Genomic DNA, 18,465 nt, shown 5'->3' on the forward strand with positions numbered 1-18,465 from the left:
CAGATGATAAACAAGGTGCGCTGGCACAAGCCGAAAACCTGGGGTCTGCTGCTGATCGGCCTGCTGCTGACCGGCTGCTCCACCCGGGTGATCTACTACTGGCTCGATACCGCCATCATCTGGCAACTGGACGACTATTTCGCCCTCACCACCTCCCAACAAGGTCTGCTCAGCCGCGAAGTGAAGGAGCTGATGGCCTGGCATCGCCAGCACGAGCTACCCCGCTACGCCAAGGATCTCGATGCGCTGGCCAAGGCAATGGCCAGCCCCATGACGCCGGAGCAGATCTCCACCTATCTCGATGCGTTGCAGCAAAGCCTGACCCGCACGCTGGAAAATACTATCCCCCGCGCGGTCAGGCTGGCGAGCACCCTGAGCGATGAGCAGGTGACCCGCTTCATGGCCGATCGGCTCAAGCGGCAACAGGAGCGGCAACAGGACTTTGCCACCCAGCCCAAAGAGCTGATGCTGGCGGAGTTTCGCGACAAGATGAACAAGCGACTGGAATTCTGGATTGGCGAGGTCAAACCGGCACAGGCGCCACTGGTGGTCCAGTGGGCCGAATGGCAGTACGAGCTGATGCCCCCCTGGCTCGAGTTCCAGACCGCCTGGACCCAGGAGCTGGACAGGTTGATGAAGCAGCGCCAGAGTCCCGACTTTACCCGCGAACTGACCGAGCTGCTGGCACAGGGGGATAGCATGATGGATGGCCGCTTTACCGGCTATACCGAGCAGTCGCGCCAGCGTACCGTCAACTGGCTCTGCGCCATGAGCCAGTCGCTGGATATCTCCCAGCGGGCCCATCTCTACTCCCTGCTCAAGGGCTACGCCCGCGACTTCAAGCAGATGAGCGGCAGCTAACGAGCAGCACCGAATGGTGCCATGCGTTCGGGGCTACCTTGTTCAAACCGGGCGTTTGTGGTAGTTTGCTCTTCCTATTTATCGGGAATTAACTTTTTGCGCCTTATCGACAAAGTAAAACTGGTGCTGGTAACTCTGGTTATCGCCCTCACCCTGCTTTGTTCCATCGCCCGAATGGAAGGCCCGCAGCTACCCGCATATCCCCAGAGTGAACAGCAGCAGACTCAGGTGTTCAATCAGCTTAGCGACAGCGATGATGGCATCATCAAGTTTGTCGGCAGCCATCAGAATCACCTGCTGCGTCTCGAACAATCCCTGCGCAGTGACAACCAGCCCAAGAGTGTGGTCTACGAGCTGATCCAGAGCTGGTCGGCCCAAGCCATCTTGCTATTGCTGCTCGGCTGGCTGATGCTGGCACCCGAGCTCTATCACAAACAGAGTTTTCGCGATCGCTTCGGTGCGATCCACCGGCGTCATCTACAGCGCCAACATCTGCAATACCGCTTCAGCCAAAGCTATCTGAGCGCCTGACCCCGGAGGGGCTGGCACATCCACTGTTTGCTCATCTCCTCTTCCTGACGGATCCGGCAACTGCCTGATCCGCATCTGATGCATCCCATTTTTTTGCGCCTTGCCAAGCCTTGTTGCTATCGGCCCGGGCACCATTCTCCTGACAGAGGCTTGTTTGCCATGAGAAAGAGCAATCGCACCGTTCTCAACCGCATGAGCAAGTGGCAGTACGCACTGCTGCTGTTGATGCTGTTGACCTTTACCTTTTACTCCCTGCCCACCTTTTTCGGTGAGCAGCCCTCCCTCGGCCTGCACGGACAGCAGCGCCTGACCACCCAGCAGCAGATGTTGCTGAGCGACAAACACCTGACACCAGTCAAGGTGATCGAACAAGCCGAGCGGGTAGAGCTGGTCTTTGCCAGCCAGGGCGAACAGCAAAGAGCCAAACAACTGCTGGAGCAGCAGGGCCTCGACAGTGCCGCCCTGACCCTGGAGTTTCACTCCAACGCACCGGCCTGGATCACCCGCCTCGGCGCCGACCCCATCAAGCTGGGGCTCGACCTGCGTGGCGGCTCCCAGCTGCTGATCGGGGTGGACGTGGACTTTGTCATCGACAATCAGACCAAGAATCTGGTGGACACCCTGCGCACCCGCTTTCGTGAAGCCAACCTGCGCGGCGCCAGCGTCACGCGCACGGCACAGGGCGCGGTAGCCGTCACCCTGCCGGAGGTCGCCGAACAGGAGAGCTGGCTCGCCATCATCAAGGAGAGTGCCGGTACCCGTCAGGATCAGTGGCAGCTGACCCGCTCCGGCAATGATCTGAAACTGGTGCTGAGCGAGGCGGAGCGTACCCTGCTGGTCAACAACGCCGTGACCCAGAACCTGTCGATCCTGAAAAAACGGATCAACGAGCTCGGCATCGTCGAAGCCTCGGTGGTGCGTCAGGGCCAGGATGGCATCCGTATCGAACTGCCCGGGGTACACAACCCCAAGCAGGCGAAAGAGGTGATCGGCGCCACCGCCTCCTTGGCCTTCTACGAGGCCAAAGCCGACAGCCACTTCTATATCGCCGATCGCAGCGGTCAGGCCGTCGGCATGGCACGCAAGCCGGTACTGACCGGCGAGCACATCGTCGATGCCCGCGCCAATATGGGCGAGATGGGCCAGCCCCAGGTCAATATCGTGCTCGACACCCTGGGTGGCAGCAAGATGAACCAGTTCAGCCGCCAGCATGTGGGCAAGCCGATGGCGACCGTCTTCACCGAGTACAAGACCAACGCCCAGGGTAAATTGCGTGCCCAGAGCGAGGTGATCAACGTCGCCACCATCCAGACCGCCCTTGGCAACCAGTTCCGCATCACCGGCATTGGCAGTCTGCCGGAAGCGCAAGAGCTGGCCATGCTGCTGCGTGCCGGCGCCCTCACCGCCCCTCTCAAGATCCTCGAGGAGCGATCCATTGGCCCGACGCTGGGGATGCAGAATATCGAGGCGGGTTTCACCGCGCTTGCCTTCGGCATGGCGGGCATGATGCTGTTCATGATGGCCTGGTACCGCAAATTCGGCTGGGTTGCCATCACGGCGCTGGTCGCCAACCTGTTGATGCAGGTCGGCATGCTGGCGGTGCTGCCGGGCGCCGTGCTGACCCTGCCGGGGATCGCCGGTCTGGTGCTGACGGTGGGCATGGCGGTGGATACCCATGTACTGATCTTCGAGCGGATCAGGGACCGTCTGCGAGAAGGGGGCTCACTGGCCAACGCCATCGACTTTGGCTATCGCTCGGCCTTCCACACCATATTCGATGCCAACATCACTACGCTCATCTGCGCCGTGGTGCTCTACTCCATCGGCTCCGGGCCGCTGCAGGGCTTCTCCATCACCCTTATTCTGGGTCTGCTCTCCAGCATGATCACCGGGATCTGGGGAACGCGCGCCATCATCAACCCCCTGTGGGGACGTAACAACGAGCGCACGCTGAAGGTGTAATGGGGCAGTCCCTCTGATAAACGGCGTTGGCTGCGCAGACATGGCCTGCGCACCAAAGCAGAACCCTTTTCCCCAGCGTGTTGCGACACGTTGCGATGGGCCAACAGCCTGAAGCTGGATGGCCAAGGAGATAATTATGTTGAGAATGATCGTTGCCATGGGGCTGACCCGTTGGCGTTATATCGGCCTGTGGGCCTCTATCCTGCTGACCGTAGCCAGCATCGGAATCTTGCTGGTGAACGGTCTGACCCTAGGACTCGATTTTACCGGCGGGATCCTGCTGGAGTTTCATATCCAGACCCTGAAAGAGGCCCATGAGCTCAATGCCATGCTGGTCTCCCCACTGGCGGGAGCCGTTGAGCTGAGCTCGTCCGGTATTCCCAGCGAGTGGTTGATCAAGCTGCCACCGCACGAGCTGCCCTGGCCGGCGGAGGATCTTGCCACCATGCTGACCCAGCAGTTGGGGATGCCGGTCGAGTTGCTGCGCACTACCATAGTCGGCCCACAGGTAGGTGCCGAGCTGTTCCAGCAGGGGATGTTGGCGGTGCTGGTCGCTTCGCTGGCGATGTCGGCCTATCTGGCGTTTCGCTTCGAGTGGCGTCAGGCCATCGCCATCCTGCTCTCGGTGGTCCATGACGCCATAGTCGCGCTGGGGCTGCTGTCACTCTTTCAGATCGAATTCGATCTGAACATCATCGCCGGTTTGATGGCGGTGATCGGCTACTCCCTCAACGACAGCATCGTCATCTCGGACAGACTGCGGGACCTGCTGAGCTCGCGTACCCATATGGGGATCCACGAGTGCTCCGATGTGGCCATCAAGGCGACCTTCAGTCGCACCATGATCACCTCGGGCACCACTCTGTTTACCGTGGGCGCATTGTTGCTGTTTGGCGGTGACGCCCTCTACGGCTTCTCCTTCACCCTGTTTGCCGGGATCCTGGTAGGCACCGTCTCCTCCATCACCGTTGCCTCGACCGTGCAGGAACTGCTGGGCCTCACCCCGCAGGCCTATCAGAAAAAGAGCGAGGAGCCACTGGCCAACGCAGCCTGATCCTTGCTAACCAGAGTCGCCTAATCGAGCCTCTACCAACTATGCCCTTGCCAACCATTGGCCGGGGCTTTTTCCATCCCTCTTCTCAGTCTCTCGCTACCGCTTTTGTCGCTCGATTCGCCTCAATTGACAACCTCCCATATTGAATGCAATGACGGTTTAACTCGCCACCACTAATAACAAATAACTCATTTATTTACGTTAAAAACCAAAATATGTGATTGAAAGCACTTTCTTTAGGGCTCAAAGGAGGCAAGATTGTGGTGATTTATCTACAAAAGGATATGAGATGTTGTTACAACCTGCCAATACAGCAAAATCCAGACAGTTGCTGAACGAGACCATGGCCTTGGTACTCGCAGGAGGGCGGGGTAGTCGCCTCAAACAGTTAACCGACAACCGGGCCAAACCTGCAGTTCATTTTGGCGGCAAATTCCGCATTATCGATTTCGTGCTCTCCAACTGCATCAACTCCGGCATTCGCCGGGTCGGTGTCGTGACCCAGTACAAATCCCACAGTTTGTTGCGCCATCTCCAATCGGGCTGGTCTTTCCTGCGCTACCAGATGAACGAATTTATCGATCTGCTCCCCGCCCAGCAGCGGGTGGATGAGGTTAACTGGTACCGGGGAACCGCCGATGCGGTCTACCAGAACTTGGATATCATCCGCGATCACGCCCCCAAATATGTGGTGGTGCTGGCTGGCGATCACATCTACAAGATGGATTACGCCGCCATGCTGCTCGACCACGTCAATATGGGGGCCAAGGTGACCGTGGCCTGCATCGAAGTGCCACGCAGTGAAGCAAGCGCCTTCGGGGTAATGGCTGTGGATAAAGATCGCAAGATCAACGCTTTCGTCGAGAAACCGGCCAACCCGCCCGCCATGCCGGGCAAAGCAGACACTGCACTGGCCTCCATGGGCGTCTATATCTTCGATGCCGAATATCTCTATCAGCTGCTGGAAGAGGATATTGCCAACGAGCACTCCCACCACGATTTCGGCATGGACGTGATCCCCCGCGTGGTGAAAGAGGGCACCGCATTCGCTCACCCGTTTGGCATGTCCTGTGTCGGCTGCAGTCCGGATCGTCGACCCTACTGGCGCGATGTGGGCACAGTGGACTCCTTCTGGGAAGCCAACATGGATCTCGCTTCAGTCACTCCGGAGCTGGATATCTACGATCAGGAGTGGCCTATCTGGACTAGTCAGAACCTGACCCCCCCCGCCAAGTTCGTACAGGACCGAAACGGTCAGCACGGCATGACCATCAACTCGATGTTTTCGGGCGGAACCATCGTCAGTGGCTCCTTTATCCTGAGTTCGGTGCTCTTTACCAATGTACGGGTCGATTCCTTCTGTACCCTGGATCAAGCCGTTATCTTCCCGGGTGTGGAGATAGGTGCAGGTTGCCGACTGCGCCGGGTTGTGATCGATAAAGGGTGCAAACTGCCGGAAGGCACGGTGATTGGTGAAAACGCCGATGAAGATGCCCGTCGCTTCTACCGCTCCGAGCAGGGCATCGTACTGGTTACTCAGGAGATGCTCACTCGTCTGAACAAAGAACTGAAGAGGCAGCAATAAGCGCGGATCCGCAGCCAGACCTCCATCGCAGAGGGAGCCATAATGGCTCCCTCTTGCTATTGCGTGGCTACAAACCCTCACACCGCCAAGAATGTAAACATTAAATTACAAAAACAACTAAAAACCTCCGAAAATCTCTCTGCGTTATTCCTGTTTGCGCTATATACCGACTCCTTTATCTGACTTTTAGCGCTAAATCAGCTGGTTTCACTTGATTGTTTGTTTTTACTTGGTAAGGTGAGGGCGGTTGCGTAACAAAGCAGGTACCAGTGTAAATATATCGGTACGACTGCTTTTGGCTTAATACAGTAGAGAGAATGAAATCATGCACAGAGACCCCCTGAACAACATCCATATCCAGTCCGAACAAGTGATGATCACGCCTGCCCAGCTCAAGGAGAAGTTACCCATCTCCGACAAGGCGCTGGCATTCGTGCAAGGGGCCCGCACTACCATCGCCGACATCATTCACCGCCGCGATCACCGGCTGCTGGTGATCTGTGGTCCCTGCTCCATCCACGACATGGATGCCGCCAAAGAGTACGCAACCAGACTCAAAGCGCTGCATGATGCCTATCAGGACTCTCTCTACATTGTCATGCGGGTCTACTTTGAGAAGCCGCGCACCACGGTCGGCTGGAAAGGCTTTATCAACGACCCCAATCTGGATGGCACCTTCGATGTGGAGCTGGGGCTGCACCGTGCCCGCGAGCTGCTCTGCTGGCTGGCGGAGCTGGAGTTGCCGCTGGCCACCGAAGCGCTCGACCCCATCAGCCCGCAATATCTGGCCGAGCTCTTCTCCTGGTCCGCCATCGGCGCCCGCACCACCGAATCCCAGACCCACAGGGAGATGGCGTCCGGCCTCTCCATGCCGGTCGGCTTCAAGAACGGCACCGACGGCAACCTGGGGACTGCCATCAATGCGCTGCAGGCGGCCTCCTCCCCTCACGCCTTTATGGGGATCAACCAGCAGGGCCAGGTTGCGCTGCTGCAGACCCAGGGCAACCCGGATGGCCACGTGATCCTGCGCGGCGGCAAACATCCCAACTATGACTCGGTCAACGTGTCGCTGGCGGAAGAGGCGCTGGAGAAAGCGGGCCTGCTGCCGAGCCTTGTGGTGGATTGCAGCCACGGCAACTCCAGCAAGGATCACCGTTTGCAGCCCAAGGTGGCCGACAACGTCATCCACCAGATCCAGGAGGGCAACCGCTCCATCATCGGGGTGATGCTCGAATCCAACCTGTTCGAGGGAAACCAGTCCAGCGAGCAGCCCAAGCAGCAGATGCGCTACGGGGTCTCCATCACCGATGCCTGCATCGACTGGGACACCACCGCCACCCTGCTGGCCCGCTGCCACAACCAGCTGGCTGACCCTCTCAAGGGCAGAATTGCGCGGTAAGCCGTGGTATCTTGGCGTAACCTATTGAACAATCGAGGTATCACTGCTGGTGGCATCAAGCCGTTCACGCCGTGATACCTTGTTGCATCTTGAATTTCAGGGCGCCGCCGCTCGCGGCGCCAGCAGGGACTGGATATGGCTGAAGAGTTAAATGTACTCAGGGACAAGATAGATGCGGTGGACAAGCAGCTGATCGATCTGCTGGCCGCCCGTCTGGCCCTGGTGGGAGAAGTGGGTGAGGTAAAGAGCCGCCACGGCCTGCCCATCTATGCACCGGATCGGGAAGCGAGCATGCTGGCCCGCCGCCGCGCTGAGGCCGAGCAGTTGGGGGTGCCCGGCGATCTCATCGAAGACGTGCTGCGCCGGGTGATGCGTGAATCTTATGCCAGCGAGAAAGATACAGGCTTCAAATGCATAAAGCCGGATCTTGGCAAGGTGGTCATCATCGGCGGTCAGGGCCAGCTTGGTCGGCTGTTCGGTCATATGTTCGGCCTCTCAGGATATCGGGTCGAGACGCTGGAACAAGCCGACTGGCCGCGCGCTGACGAGATCCTCGCCGGAGCCGGTCTGGTGATGGTGGCGGTGCCCATCGATATCACCTGCCAGATCATCGATCGCCTCGGCAACCTGCCCGCCCACTGCCTGCTGGTCGATGTCACCAGCGTGAAGGCGGCACCGCTCGAACATATGCTGGCGGTGCACCAAGGGCCAGTACTGGGACTGCACCCCATGTTCGGGCCGGATGTGGCGAGTCTCGCCAAGCAGGTGATCGTCTGCTGCCAGGGTCGTGACCCCGCCGCCAGCCAATGGCTGCTGGATCAGATGACCATCTGGGGCGCCCGCTTGCAACAGGTGGAAGCCAAGGCCCACGATGAGGCGATGACCCTCATTCAGGCACTGCGTCACTTCGCCACCTTTGCCTATGGCTTGCACCTCTCCCGGGAGCAGGCCAATCTGGATCGCCTGCTGAGTTTGAGCTCCCCCATCTACCGGCTGGAGCTCGCCATGGTGGGGCGGCTGTTCGCTCAGGATCCCCACCTCTATGCCGACATCATTTTGTCGTCACCGCAGAATCTGGCGATGATCCGTCGCTACTACCAAAACTTCGGCGAAGCGCTGGGGCTGCTGGAGCGGGGGGATAGGGACGGTTTCATCGAGGCCTTCTCGCAAGTCTCCGGTTTCTTCGGCGAACATGCCGACCAGTTCCTGCGTGAAAGCCGCATGTTGCTCGCCCAGGCCAACGACCGCCGCCAACACGGCTGATCCTGCGATGACTTTTTGGTCTGGCTACTCCGGAGACTGACAATCCCGGGCACCCGGCCCCAAGCCATTTCCTTCATTTAACAAAAAAATAAGCCCACCATCTTTGTGATTAGATATTCGATAGAATGAATATCAAAAATGACTCCATGGTTACAGCGCCAATTTGGCTTCAGCCCTTGCCCTAACGGCTCGCAATAAAAAGAGGGAGGCATCATGCCTCCCTCATTCGTCACTCCTTATACCTATGGTATCGTGACCCACATTCTCTTAACTGACTTGCACTACCGCTCATGGTGCCGGAGCTGCCGTGCAGACAAGGAACAACTGATTACATCTGGTCGATCATGTCCTGAGCAAACTGGGAGCAGGAGCGCAGGGTGGCCCCTTCCATCAAACGCTCGAAGTCATAGGTGACGGTCTTGTTGCGGATCGCCGCTTCCATCCCCTTGATGATGAGATCGGCCGCTTCGACCCAACCCATGTGGCGCAGCATCATCTCGGCGGAGAGGATGAGGGAACCCGGGTTGACCTTGTCCTGACCGGCATATTTCGGCGCAGTACCGTGGGTCGCTTCAAACAGCGCCACACCGTCACCGATGTTGGCACCCGGTGCGATACCGATACCGCCTACCTGAGCGGCCAGCGCATCGGAGATGTAGTCACCGTTGAGGTTCATACAGGCGATGACGTCATACTCGGCCGGGCGCAGCAGGATCTGCTGCAGGAAGGCGTCGGCGATGACATCCTTGATGACGATGGTCTTGCCGGTTTTCGGGTTCTTGAAGGAGCACCAGGGGCCGCCGTCGATCAGCTGGGCACCGTACTCGTTCTGGGCCAGAGCATAACCCCAATCCTTGAAGGCACCTTCGGTGAACTTCATGATGTTGCCCTTGTGTACCAGGGTCACGGAGTCGCGATCGTTGTCGATGGCATACTCGATGGCGGCACGCACCAGACGCTCGGTACCGGCCTTGGACATCGGCTTGATGCCGATCCCGCAGGACTCCGGGAAGCGAATTTTCTTCACGCCCATCTCGTTTTGCAGGAAGGCGATCACCTTGTTCGCTTCGGCGCTGTCGGCCTTCCATTCGATACCGGCGTAGATGTCTTCGGCGTTTTCGCGGAAGATCACCATGTCGGTCAGATCAGGACGTTTCACCGGGCTCGGGGTGCCGTCATAGTAACGCACCGGGCGCAGGCAGATGTAGAGATCCAGCTCCTGACGCAGCGCCACGTTGAGAGAGCGGATACCGCCACCGACCGGCGTGGTCAGCGGGCCCTTGATGGCCACACAGTATTCGCGAATGAAATCCAGGGTTTCGGCCGGCAGCCAAGCACCTTCGCCATAGACATGAGTCGACTTCTCGCCGGTGTAGATCTCCATCCAGGCGATCTTGCGCTCGCCTTTGTAGGCTTTCTCGACCGCAGCATTCACCACATTCAACATGGCCGGGGTGACGTCAACACCGATGCCATCCCCTTCGATAAACGGAATGATCGGATGGTTGGGAACCTGCAGCTTGCCGCTGGCATCGACTGTGATTTTCTGGCCCTGTGTCGGGATTACTACTTTGCTTTCCATCGGCATCTCCTAACTTCCGTTTGTTATCAACTTGTTTGTTGCGCGCGGCCATCTTAGCCCATTCATTTTCATAATAAAACGACAAGCAAGCATGTCAGACCAAAGAGGTAGCCACCCGCCAGTACGCTGCTACAACGCCTTCCCAACCCCGCCCCGTTATCCCTCCAGCTCGCTGGCCGCCTGCGGCTGACTCAGGGAACGGTACTGTGAAGGGGTCAAGCCGGTCTTCTGTTTGAACACCCGGCAGAAGTAGTTCACGTCGCTGTAACCGCAGCGACTCGCCACCTCTTCAAGACGGAAACGGTACTTTTTCAGCATGAATTTGGCCCGGTCGATCCGCACCCAGCTGATGTAATCGGCAAGGCGCATATGACCTTGTTCACGAAACAGGTGGGAGAGATGGCTGGCCGACACATTGAAGCGGCCAGCGATGGAGTCACGGGTAATGGGACGGTGAAAGTTCTCCTGGATATAGATGCAGATCCCGTGAAAAAGCTCAGCCCCTCGTGGTCGATCCGCAGCGGACTCCAGTAGCAGCTGACGAGCACTCGCCAGCAATGCCTGTAGCAGATGCTCATCGGTGGGGGAGCGACCGGGATCCTCGGTCAGCACGTTGAGCGCAGCCAGAATATGTTCAATCACATGGCCCGCCCGCGCCATGATGCTGTGCTTTTGCACATCGAAAAAGTCCGGGTCTTCACGGCGCTTGCTCACCAGACTGAACCCCAGCTGGCGTTTGCCAAACAGCAGGCTCAGTACCGAGCAGTCCGTGGTCCAGAGCGGCTTGTTCCAGCCATTGGGAGGGATATAGAGCGCCTGTCCCGGCAACACGCAGATCTCCTTGCAACCACCCTCCCTGTCCCAAATCTGGTTGAGATACTCACCGCTAAAAACCAGCTCGAGGCGGGGAAAGTTGACCTGATAACTGAAGCTGGGTGGCACCCCCTGTTCGCTGGCAAACCAGATTTGGTCAAAAGGAACCTGTTCGCCGAGTGCGCCGTCGAGCAGCTGGTTGAAGATGATACTCATGGTGATCCTGATCAAGAGAGAGGCAAGCGATTGCGGCGCGCGCAATGGCCCATGTTATAGTCCGGCACGGACTATCAATTCCACCCTTTTCTTCACACGAACACATTTATTCAAACTAAATGAGGCATCCCTTATGAGCAGTAGCGATCTGCCCTCCTTTCTGTTGATGCAAAACCCGATTCAAGGCTACGACTGGGGCAGCCATGACTCTCTGACCACGCTGTTTGGCATTCCCAACCCGCAAGGCAAACCTCAGGCTGAGCTGTGGATGGGTGCTCACCCCAACGGCTGCTCTGAAGTGACGCTGGCAGGGAGTACACAGAAGCTCTCCACCCTGCTCGACGCAGCCCCCGCCGCCGTGCTGGGTGAGGCCACCCTCGCCCGTTTTGGCAGCCTGCCATTCCTGTTCAAGGTGTTGTGTGCCGAGAAGGCTCTCTCCATTCAGGTGCACCCGAGCAAGGCTCAGGCTGAAGCGGGCTTTGCCAAAGAGGAGGCCGCAGGCATCGATATCAAGGCGAGCAATCGCAACTACAAGGACCCGAACCACAAACCCGAGCTGGTGTTTGCCCTCACCCCCTATCAGGCGATGAACGGTTTTCGCGCTATCCCGGCCATTCTGGCACTGTTCGAGCGGGTCAATCTGGCGGCCATCGCCGAGCTGACCGCAGCCCTTGCCGCCAACCAGAATGAAGCGGGCCTGCAGCACTTCTTCCACCAGCTGCTGGTACTGGAAGGGGCGCGCAAGGACGAGGCGCTGGCAGGGCTCCTGACCTATGCCGCCGCCCATCAGGATGAGGAGACGTTTGCCCTCATCACCAGTCTGGCGGTCCAGTACCCGGGAGACGTAGGCCTCTTCTCGCCGCTGCTGCTGAACGTGGTAACCCTCAAGCCCGGGCAGGCGATGTTCCTCGATGCCTGCACCCCGCACGCCTATGTACGCGGCACCGGCCTCGAGATCATGGCCAACTCGGACAACGTGCTGCGCGCCGGTCTCACCCCCAAATACATCGACGTGGCAGAGCTCTTGGACTGCACGCGCTGCCAGGCCAAACCGGATGACCAGATCCTGCTGCCCCCCCGCTGTGATGGTGCGGTACAGCACTTCGACGTGCCGGTACCTGACTTCACTTTCAGCGTCTACCCGGCTGGCGAGCATCAGCTCACCACTGCCAGCGCCGAGATCCTGTTTGCCATCGATGACACCGTGACCCTCAAGCAGGGTGAACAGTCACTGCGTCTGGAAAAGGGGCAATCTGCCTTTATTCCTGCAGCGACCGGCAGCTATCAACTGCTGGCCCAAGGACGGGTCGCTCGCGCCGGTAACCGCTGCTAACAGGCACATATCCCCCCATCCAAACATGCACAAGGGAGATAACGAGGGAAACCCGTCTGCGGGGACAGGGGGGGCTGTGGCCAAACCGGGCCCGAAGAGCTGGTTAAGTGAGGGGGATGTCAGGATCTGAGTGGAAGAAGGTGAAAGGCCCAGATCACGGGATGAAAAATCAGTTCAATATAATCCCCAGCCGATGCCGGGGACTTTTGGATAAGAGACTGGTCATCACGCCCGGATTGACTTTCTCTGCAATTCAGACGCCATACACAAGCCCAACCGCATACCCTCAACAGGATTAGAGTTCGAGGATCTCTTTGACAAAGGGGATGGTCAGCTTGCGCTTGGCGCGAAATGAGGCGTTGTCAAGCTGATTGAGGGTGGTAAGCAGGGTTCGCATATCGCGGGAGAGGCGGTTGAGCAGGAAGCGGCCCACATCGATGGGCAGTTTGAAGCCCCGCAGCTCGGCACGCAGCTGCAGGGCACTGAGCTTGCCTTCATCATCCAACTCTTCGAGATGGAAACTCACCCCCCAATCGAGGCGCGAGGCGAGATCCGGCAGTTGCAGTCCCAGTTTGCGCGGGGCACTACAACCGGTGACCACCAGCGTCCCCTCGCCCTTCTCCTGCCATCGATTGTAGAAATCGAACAGCGCCCGCTCCCACACTGCATTGCCGGCTATCGCTTCAAGACTGTCGAGGCAGACCAGCGGCAGACTTTCGAGGGCATCGAGCATGCTGGGATCGAGCTGTTCAAATTGATCGAGGGAGAGATAGGCCGCCGCCGCATCGCGGGCGTTGACCTCGGCACAGGTGGCGTGGAGCAGATGAGAGCGTCCGGATCCCTTGGCTCCCCAGAAATAGAGGAAAGGTGAGCCCTGACCAATGGCCGCATTCTTGAGGGCGGTGATCAGATGAGCATTGTTGCCGGGATAAAAACTGACGAAGGTTTCATCATCCGGTAGTTGTACGGCTAAAGACAGTTGGGCCGGTTGCTTCACTCGTTGGGCTTTGACTGTGACATTTGTGGCTAAGTGTATCATCGCAAAGGCAGATAGAGAACCGCCCGGACGAGCCGGGCGGTCTACAAAAGCCTTATAAAATCAGGGCTGCGACCATTGGTAACGCAAACCGTTGCCATTATCGTCAACCTTGCGCAAACGGCTCTCAAGCTGCAGCGCCCGCACCAACTCGCTCTGATCCCCCTGCAGGGTGAAGTTGAAGGTGACCTGATTGCCTTCCAGCTTGCCGATCGCCACCTTGCTGACGTTGGCCATCCCCTGCAGCATCTTCTGCACGGCGATCATGCTGTCCACTTCGGAGAGGCCATCTACCACCAGGGTCTGGCTGGTTGCCGGACCCGAGATACGGGCACCGTAGTTTTTCACCAGCCAGGCCGCCAGGGTATCGACAAACCCTTGCGCCACTTCGACTTGAGTGCCCGTGGTGTTGCCTCGGGTCAGCTCGGTCACTTCACCGGCCGCTTTGGGGCCGTAGAGTCCCCAATCGATGCTCCACTTGTCACCTTCCGGTGTCAGCTTGCCCAACACCACCATCTCGGCGCCATAGCGCTGGCTTGCCTGCAAAATCGGGTTGGCAAAGCGTCCCCAGACGTCGGTGGCACTGACCGCCATGTTGTCATCGAGATCCATCAGCGGAATGCTGATGGGCAGCCCCAGCGTCTGGGCCTGCTCGCGCAAGGCTTGCGCCCAACCATCGCTGGATTGATCCGCCAGCAAGTGACGCTCACCCTGATCCACCACTAGCCAGATAGCCATCTGGGGACGAGCCGGGCCAAGCAGGGCAAACTGGCTCTCGGAGACCAGGCTGTTGACCTTGTCACTCTTGAACTCGGCTTTCAGATACTTGACGGCGTCCTGATCCTGATAGCCATAGTTTTTGACATAGTCGCCCGGGGCCGCCAGCGCCTTGAGCACCACCGGCTGGGTGAGGATGTCTCGCTTGCCGGTCACCTTGATCAGCACCTGACCGAGAGCCTGCCCTTGAGCGGCCACCATGTCACCACTGGTCGGGGCCTTGCCCTGATAGAGGTCGGTCACCTGAGCAGCCGAGGCCATGAATGACAAGCCGCAGCAGAGGGCGGTCACAACACGTTTGAACATGAACAGAGTCTCGAAATGGGAGAGTGTGCTTATGGTAGCGGCAAGGCGCGCCCTGCGGCAAGGCTGGCACAAGCGGCCACAAACAGCAGAGCCGGCGATGCGCCGGCTCCGATCACCCCTTCCACATGGGAAGCAGGTTAAAGCATTAAGTTACTTGGTACCGAAGATCTTGTCGCCGGCATCGCCCAGGCCAGGCACTATGTAGCCTTTCTCGTTCAGGCCCTGGTCGATGGAGGCACAGAACAGCTCTACGTCAGGGTGAGCGGCTTCCAGCGCCTTGATCCCTTCCGGCGCGGCAACCAATACCAGCACCTTGATGGATTGGCAGCCTTTCTTCTTCAGCAGATCGATGGTGGCGATCATGGAGCCGCCGGTGGCCAGCATCGGATCGATGACCAGCGCCAGACGCTCTTCGATGTTGCTGACGATCTTCTCGAAATAGGGAACCGGTTGCAGGGTCTCTTCATCGCGGTAGATACCGACCACGCTGACGCGGGCGCTCGGGATGTGCTCCAGCACGCCATCCATCATGCCAAGGCCGGCACGCAGGATGGGTACGACGGTTACCTTCTTGCCCTTGATCTGGTCAACTTCTACTGGCCCATTCCAGCCATCGATGGTAACCTTCTCGGTTTCGAAGTCAGAGGTAGCTTCATAGGTCAACAAACTGCCCACTTCTTTGGCCAGTTCACGGAAACGCTTGGTGCTGATATCGCCTTCACGCATCAGACCGATCTTGTGTTTGACCAGGGGGTGTTTGACTTCAACGACTTTCATTATTATCTCCTCTAACCTGCCGCAAAAAAATCGCGGAATCATACAACAAAAGCCGCCGCTTGTAGAGCAGTTTTGCGCAAAGTCGCGCAAACGATTTCCTTTCTGGTTTTTCACCACCACTGTTAGAATACGCCCCGAATTTTACCCTCCACTTCTTTACATGACGGGGACTACTCGTGACTGACAAAACCTCACTGAGCTACAAGGATGCTGGCGTGGATATCGATGCCGGCAATGCACTGGTTGAACGTATCAAGGGCGTGTCAAAGCGCACTCGTCGTCCTGAAGTCCTTGGTGGTCTTGGCGGCTTTGGGGCCTTGTGTCAAATCCCTGCAGGCTACAAGGAGCCGGTACTGGTCTCCGGTACCGATGGTGTGGGCACCAAGCTGCGCCTCGCCATCGACCTGAAGAAGCACGACACCGTGGGCATAGATCTGGTGGCCATGTGCGTCAATGACCTGATCGTACAGGGCGCCGAACCGCTGTTCTTCCTCGACTACTATGCAACCGGCAAGCTGGACGTGGACACCGCAGCCGCGGTAGTCACCGGGATCGGTGCCGGTTGCGAGCAATCCGGCTGTGCCCTGGTGGGCGGCGAGACCGCCGAGATGCCGGGTATGTATGAAGGGGAAGACTACGACATCGCCGGTTTCTGCGTCGGTGTGGTGGAGAAGAGCGAAATCATCGACGGCAGCAAGGTCGGTGAAGGGGATGCCCTGATCGCGCTGGCTGCCAGCGGCCCTCACTCCAACGGCTTCTCACTGATCCGTAAAATTCTGGAAGTCTCCAAAGCCGATGTGCATCAGCCGCTGGGCGACACCACCCTGGCCAACGCCCTGCTGGAGCCGACCCGCATCTATGTGAAACCTGTGCTCAAGCTCATCAAGGAGTGCGAGATCCACGCCCTCTCCCACATCACCGGCGGTGGCTTCTGGGAGAACATCCCGCGCGTACTGCCAGCCAACAGTCAAGCGGTGATCGATGAGCAGAGCTGGCAGTGGCCGGCGGTGTTCAGCTGGCTGCAGCAGGCTGGCAACGTCACCCGTCACGAGATGTATCGCACCTTCAACTGCGGTGTCGGCATGATCATCGCCCTGCCCGCCAACCAGCTGGAGAAGGCGCTGACCCTGCTCAAGGCGGAAGGTGAAAACGCATGGCACATCGGTCATATCGCCAAGGCAGCCGACGGTGAGGAGCAGGTCGTCATCAAATGATGCGGATCCTCGTCCTAATCTCCGGCAGCGGTAGCAATCTGCAGGCGATCCTCGACCACTGTGCCAGCGGCAAGATTGCAGGTCAGGTGGTCGGCGTCATCAGCAACAAGGCTGATGCCTATGGTCTGGTTCGCGCCAAAGAAGCAGGGGTGGCGACCTCCATTCTGGCCCAGCAGCAGTTTGCCAGCCGGGAGGAGTATGATGCCGCCCTGCTGGCGCTGATGGCAGACTATCAGCCGGATCTGGTGGTGCTGGCCGGGTTTATGCGGATATTGAGCGGCGATCTGGTGCGCCATTTCGCCGGGCGGATGATCAATATCCACCCCTCCCTGCTGCCCAAGTATCAGGGCTTGCACACCCACCAACGCGCTATCGATGCCGGTGACAGTGAACACGGCGCCAGCGTCCACTTCGTCACTGAAGAGCTGGACGGGGGCCCGGTGATCCTGCAGGCCCGCGTGCCCATCTTTGAAGGGGACACGGCGGACGAGGTAGCAGCACGGGTACAGGCGCAGGAGCACAGCATCTACCCGCTGGTAGTGCGCTGGTTCTGCGAAGGCAGGCTGCAGATGGTAGATGGCGCCGTGCAACTGGATGGCGCCCTGCTGGGCCCCGCTGGTTACGCCTGCGAGTAACCGCCAAGCACAGTATGCAACATGTGACAAGGGAGGCTTAGGCCTCCCTTGTCATTTCTAGCTACCCGCACAATTGCTGCAGTCATGTCCGATTACGCCGCTACGCGGCTAATCGAACTTACACCGGATTATCGATATCGATAAAGGTGACATCCAGCCCGTGCACGGTTGCCAGCCACTCCCCCAGCGCCTTGACGCCGTAACGCTCGGTAGCGTGATGGCCCGCGGCGTAGAAGTGCATCCCCATCTCGCGGGCGGTGTGAATGGTCTGCTCTGAAGCCTCGCCGGAGATAAAGGCATCGATGCCCTGCTCCGCCGCCAGATTGATGTAGCTCTGACCGCCGCCGGTGCACCAGGCCACGGAACGAATAAGCTCAGGGCCGGTATCGCCACAATAGAGTGGTTCGCGGCCAAGGCGCTCGGCAATCAGCTTGGCAAAATCGCGGCCGCTCATCGGCTCTTCCAGCTTGCCCACCATGGCGACGCTCTTGCTGTTCCACGGCTCCAGACCGCGACGCACCTTGATGTCGAGCAGCTTGGCGAGCTGGGCGTTGTTACCCACCTCGGGGTGAACATCCAGCGACAAATGGTAGGCAAACAGGTTGATATCGTGGGTCAGCAGGGTCTTGAGCCGACGCTGCTTCATGCCGGTGATCTGGGCCGGTTCACCGCTCCAGAAGTAGCCGTGATGGACCAGGATGGCATCGGCCTCGGCAGCCACCGCCGCATCGATAAGCGCCTGACTGGCGGTGACACCGGTCACCACCTTGCGAATACGCTCACGCCCCTCCACTTGCAAGCCGTTGGGGCAGTAATCCTTGATGGCGTGGGGCTCAAGCAGGTGGTTGAGTACGGTTTCCAATTTTCGATGAGAGATCATAAGGGGCCCTTATATAACGGCGCGATTCCCTGTTTTACCAATAAAAACAAGGCTCCGGCTCAAAACGCCAAGGGCCCTATGATAATCGAGAGCCGCCATCAAGACCATGACGGCTCCCACATAGTGATACTTCCCTCTATATGAGACAGCAGCCTGACTCAGGCAGGAAACTCGATCCCCGCATCTCGCATCTGGGCCAGCTTGTAGCGCAGGGTGCGCGGACTGATGCCGAGTCGGTCGG

17 protein-coding genes are annotated in these 18,465 nt (G+C 58.7%); 10 read left to right on the top strand and 7 right to left on the bottom strand.

Annotation, left to right across the window (positions count from 1 at the left end; translation table 11 throughout):
- Window positions 1-3 precede the first annotated feature (3 nt).
- The 7 genes from ACRAUW_RS02780 (at window position 4) to tyrA (ending at window position 8,655) form a co-directional block, all read left to right on the top strand.
- On the top strand, window positions 4-861 hold the full coding sequence (locus tag ACRAUW_RS02780; protein WP_431361063.1) for a DUF6279 family lipoprotein: 858 nt from the start codon (window positions 4-6) through the stop codon (window positions 859-861).
- A 96-nt stretch (window positions 862-957) separates the two neighbouring features.
- Window positions 958-1,392, top strand: coding sequence for a hypothetical protein (locus ACRAUW_RS02785; RefSeq protein WP_431361064.1), 435 nt, complete (start codon window positions 958-960; stop codon window positions 1,390-1,392).
- Between the two features lie 159 nt (window positions 1,393-1,551).
- On the top strand, window positions 1,552-3,354 hold the full coding sequence (gene secD, locus ACRAUW_RS02790; RefSeq protein WP_431361065.1) for a protein translocase subunit SecD: 1,803 nt from the start codon (window positions 1,552-1,554) through the stop codon (window positions 3,352-3,354).
- 136 nt (window positions 3,355-3,490) lie between these two features.
- Complete coding sequence (gene secF / locus ACRAUW_RS02795) at window positions 3,491-4,408, top strand: protein translocase subunit SecF (RefSeq protein WP_431361066.1); 918 nt, start codon at window positions 3,491-3,493, stop codon at window positions 4,406-4,408.
- 289 nt (window positions 4,409-4,697) lie between these two features.
- The gene (gene glgC / locus ACRAUW_RS02800) at window positions 4,698-5,993 is read left to right on the top strand and encodes a glucose-1-phosphate adenylyltransferase (protein WP_431361067.1); all 1,296 of its coding nucleotides are present in this window, start codon (window positions 4,698-4,700) and stop codon (window positions 5,991-5,993) included.
- Window positions 5,994-6,318: 325 nt separating this feature from the next.
- Window positions 6,319-7,392: a 3-deoxy-7-phosphoheptulonate synthase gene (locus tag ACRAUW_RS02805; protein ID WP_431361068.1), complete on the top strand. Its 1,074-nt coding sequence runs from the start codon at window positions 6,319-6,321 to the stop codon at window positions 7,390-7,392.
- A 135-nt stretch (window positions 7,393-7,527) separates the two neighbouring features.
- Complete coding sequence (gene tyrA / locus ACRAUW_RS02810) at window positions 7,528-8,655, top strand: bifunctional chorismate mutase/prephenate dehydrogenase (protein WP_431361069.1); 1,128 nt, start codon at window positions 7,528-7,530, stop codon at window positions 8,653-8,655.
- Window positions 8,656-8,983: 328 nt separating this feature from the next.
- Here tyrA and icd read toward each other — a convergent pair whose 3' ends face one another.
- Both icd and ACRAUW_RS02820 read right to left on the bottom strand, forming a co-directional pair.
- A complete protein-coding gene (icd, locus tag ACRAUW_RS02815; protein WP_033114311.1) occupies window positions 8,984-10,237 on the bottom strand; it encodes an NADP-dependent isocitrate dehydrogenase in 1,254 nt (417 codons plus the stop codon).
- A 156-nt stretch (window positions 10,238-10,393) separates the two neighbouring features.
- A complete protein-coding gene (locus ACRAUW_RS02820) occupies window positions 10,394-11,266 on the bottom strand; it encodes a helix-turn-helix transcriptional regulator (protein ID WP_431361070.1) in 873 nt (290 codons plus the stop codon).
- A 133-nt stretch (window positions 11,267-11,399) separates the two neighbouring features.
- Between ACRAUW_RS02820 and manA the strand changes: the two genes are divergently transcribed.
- Window positions 11,400-12,599: a mannose-6-phosphate isomerase, class I gene (gene manA / locus ACRAUW_RS02825; protein WP_431361071.1), complete on the top strand. Its 1,200-nt coding sequence runs from the start codon at window positions 11,400-11,402 to the stop codon at window positions 12,597-12,599.
- 295 nt (window positions 12,600-12,894) lie between these two features.
- Here manA and hda read toward each other — a convergent pair whose 3' ends face one another.
- The 3 genes from hda to upp form a co-directional block, all read right to left on the bottom strand.
- A complete protein-coding gene (hda, locus tag ACRAUW_RS02830) occupies window positions 12,895-13,596 on the bottom strand; it encodes a DnaA inactivator Hda (RefSeq protein ID WP_013723920.1) in 702 nt (233 codons plus the stop codon).
- Window positions 13,597-13,698: 102 nt separating this feature from the next.
- Window positions 13,699-14,718, bottom strand: a complete 1,020-nt coding sequence (locus ACRAUW_RS02835) for a DUF2066 domain-containing protein (protein WP_431361072.1) — start codon at window positions 14,716-14,718, stop codon at window positions 13,699-13,701.
- Window positions 14,719-14,868: 150 nt separating this feature from the next.
- Window positions 14,869-15,495, bottom strand: a complete 627-nt coding sequence (gene upp, locus ACRAUW_RS02840) for a uracil phosphoribosyltransferase (protein ID WP_411685236.1) — start codon at window positions 15,493-15,495, stop codon at window positions 14,869-14,871.
- A 176-nt stretch (window positions 15,496-15,671) separates the two neighbouring features.
- Here upp and purM point away from each other — a divergent pair, with 176 nt between their 5' ends.
- Complete coding sequence (gene purM / locus ACRAUW_RS02845) at window positions 15,672-16,709, top strand: phosphoribosylformylglycinamidine cyclo-ligase (protein ID WP_431361073.1); 1,038 nt, start codon at window positions 15,672-15,674, stop codon at window positions 16,707-16,709.
- Window positions 16,706-17,344: a phosphoribosylglycinamide formyltransferase gene (purN, locus tag ACRAUW_RS02850; protein WP_201908343.1), complete on the top strand. Its 639-nt coding sequence runs from the start codon at window positions 16,706-16,708 to the stop codon at window positions 17,342-17,344. The genes purM and purN overlap by 4 nt, the downstream gene beginning before the upstream one ends.
- Before the next feature lie 118 nt (window positions 17,345-17,462).
- Here the strand turns inward: purN and ACRAUW_RS02855 are convergent, their stop codons facing one another.
- A complete protein-coding gene (locus tag ACRAUW_RS02855) occupies window positions 17,463-18,224 on the bottom strand; it encodes a Nif3-like dinuclear metal center hexameric protein (RefSeq protein ID WP_431361074.1) in 762 nt (253 codons plus the stop codon).
- Between the two features lie 158 nt (window positions 18,225-18,382).
- Window positions 18,383-18,465: helix-turn-helix domain-containing protein (locus ACRAUW_RS02860; RefSeq protein ID WP_431361077.1), on the bottom strand; the 83-nt coding region annotated here is incomplete at its 5' end.

It is taken from the genome of Aeromonas sp., from assembly GCF_050633025.1.
Classification (GTDB): domain Bacteria; phylum Pseudomonadota; class Gammaproteobacteria; order Enterobacterales; family Aeromonadaceae; genus Aeromonas.

Bases quoted from the DNA above. Each gene is read 5' to 3' on its own strand.
- ACRAUW_RS02780 (WP_431361063.1), top strand. From the start codon at position 4: ATGATAAACAAGGTGCGCTGGCACAAGCCGAAAACCTGGGGTCTGCTG.
- secD (WP_431361065.1), top strand. From the start codon at position 1,552: ATGAGAAAGAGCAATCGCACCGTTCTCAACCGCATGAGCAAGTGGCAG.
- secF (WP_431361066.1), top strand. From the start codon at position 3,491: ATGTTGAGAATGATCGTTGCCATGGGGCTGACCCGTTGGCGTTATATC.
- glgC (WP_431361067.1), top strand. From the start codon at position 4,698: ATGTTGTTACAACCTGCCAATACAGCAAAATCCAGACAGTTGCTGAAC.
- ACRAUW_RS02805 (WP_431361068.1), top strand. From the start codon at position 6,319: ATGCACAGAGACCCCCTGAACAACATCCATATCCAGTCCGAACAAGTG.
- tyrA (WP_431361069.1), top strand. From the start codon at position 7,528: ATGGCTGAAGAGTTAAATGTACTCAGGGACAAGATAGATGCGGTGGAC.
- icd (WP_033114311.1), bottom strand. From the start codon at position 10,237: ATGGAAAGCAAAGTAGTAATCCCGACACAGGGCCAGAAAATCACAGTC.
- ACRAUW_RS02820 (WP_431361070.1), bottom strand. From the start codon at position 11,266: ATGAGTATCATCTTCAACCAGCTGCTCGACGGCGCACTCGGCGAACAG.
- manA (WP_431361071.1), top strand. From the start codon at position 11,400: ATGAGCAGTAGCGATCTGCCCTCCTTTCTGTTGATGCAAAACCCGATT.
- ACRAUW_RS02835 (WP_431361072.1), bottom strand. From the start codon at position 14,718: ATGTTCAAACGTGTTGTGACCGCCCTCTGCTGCGGCTTGTCATTCATG.
- upp (WP_411685236.1), bottom strand. From the start codon at position 15,495: ATGAAAGTCGTTGAAGTCAAACACCCCCTGGTCAAACACAAGATCGGT.
- purN (WP_201908343.1), top strand. From the start codon at position 16,706: ATGATGCGGATCCTCGTCCTAATCTCCGGCAGCGGTAGCAATCTGCAG.
- ACRAUW_RS02855 (WP_431361074.1), bottom strand. From the start codon at position 18,224: ATGATCTCTCATCGAAAATTGGAAACCGTACTCAACCACCTGCTTGAG.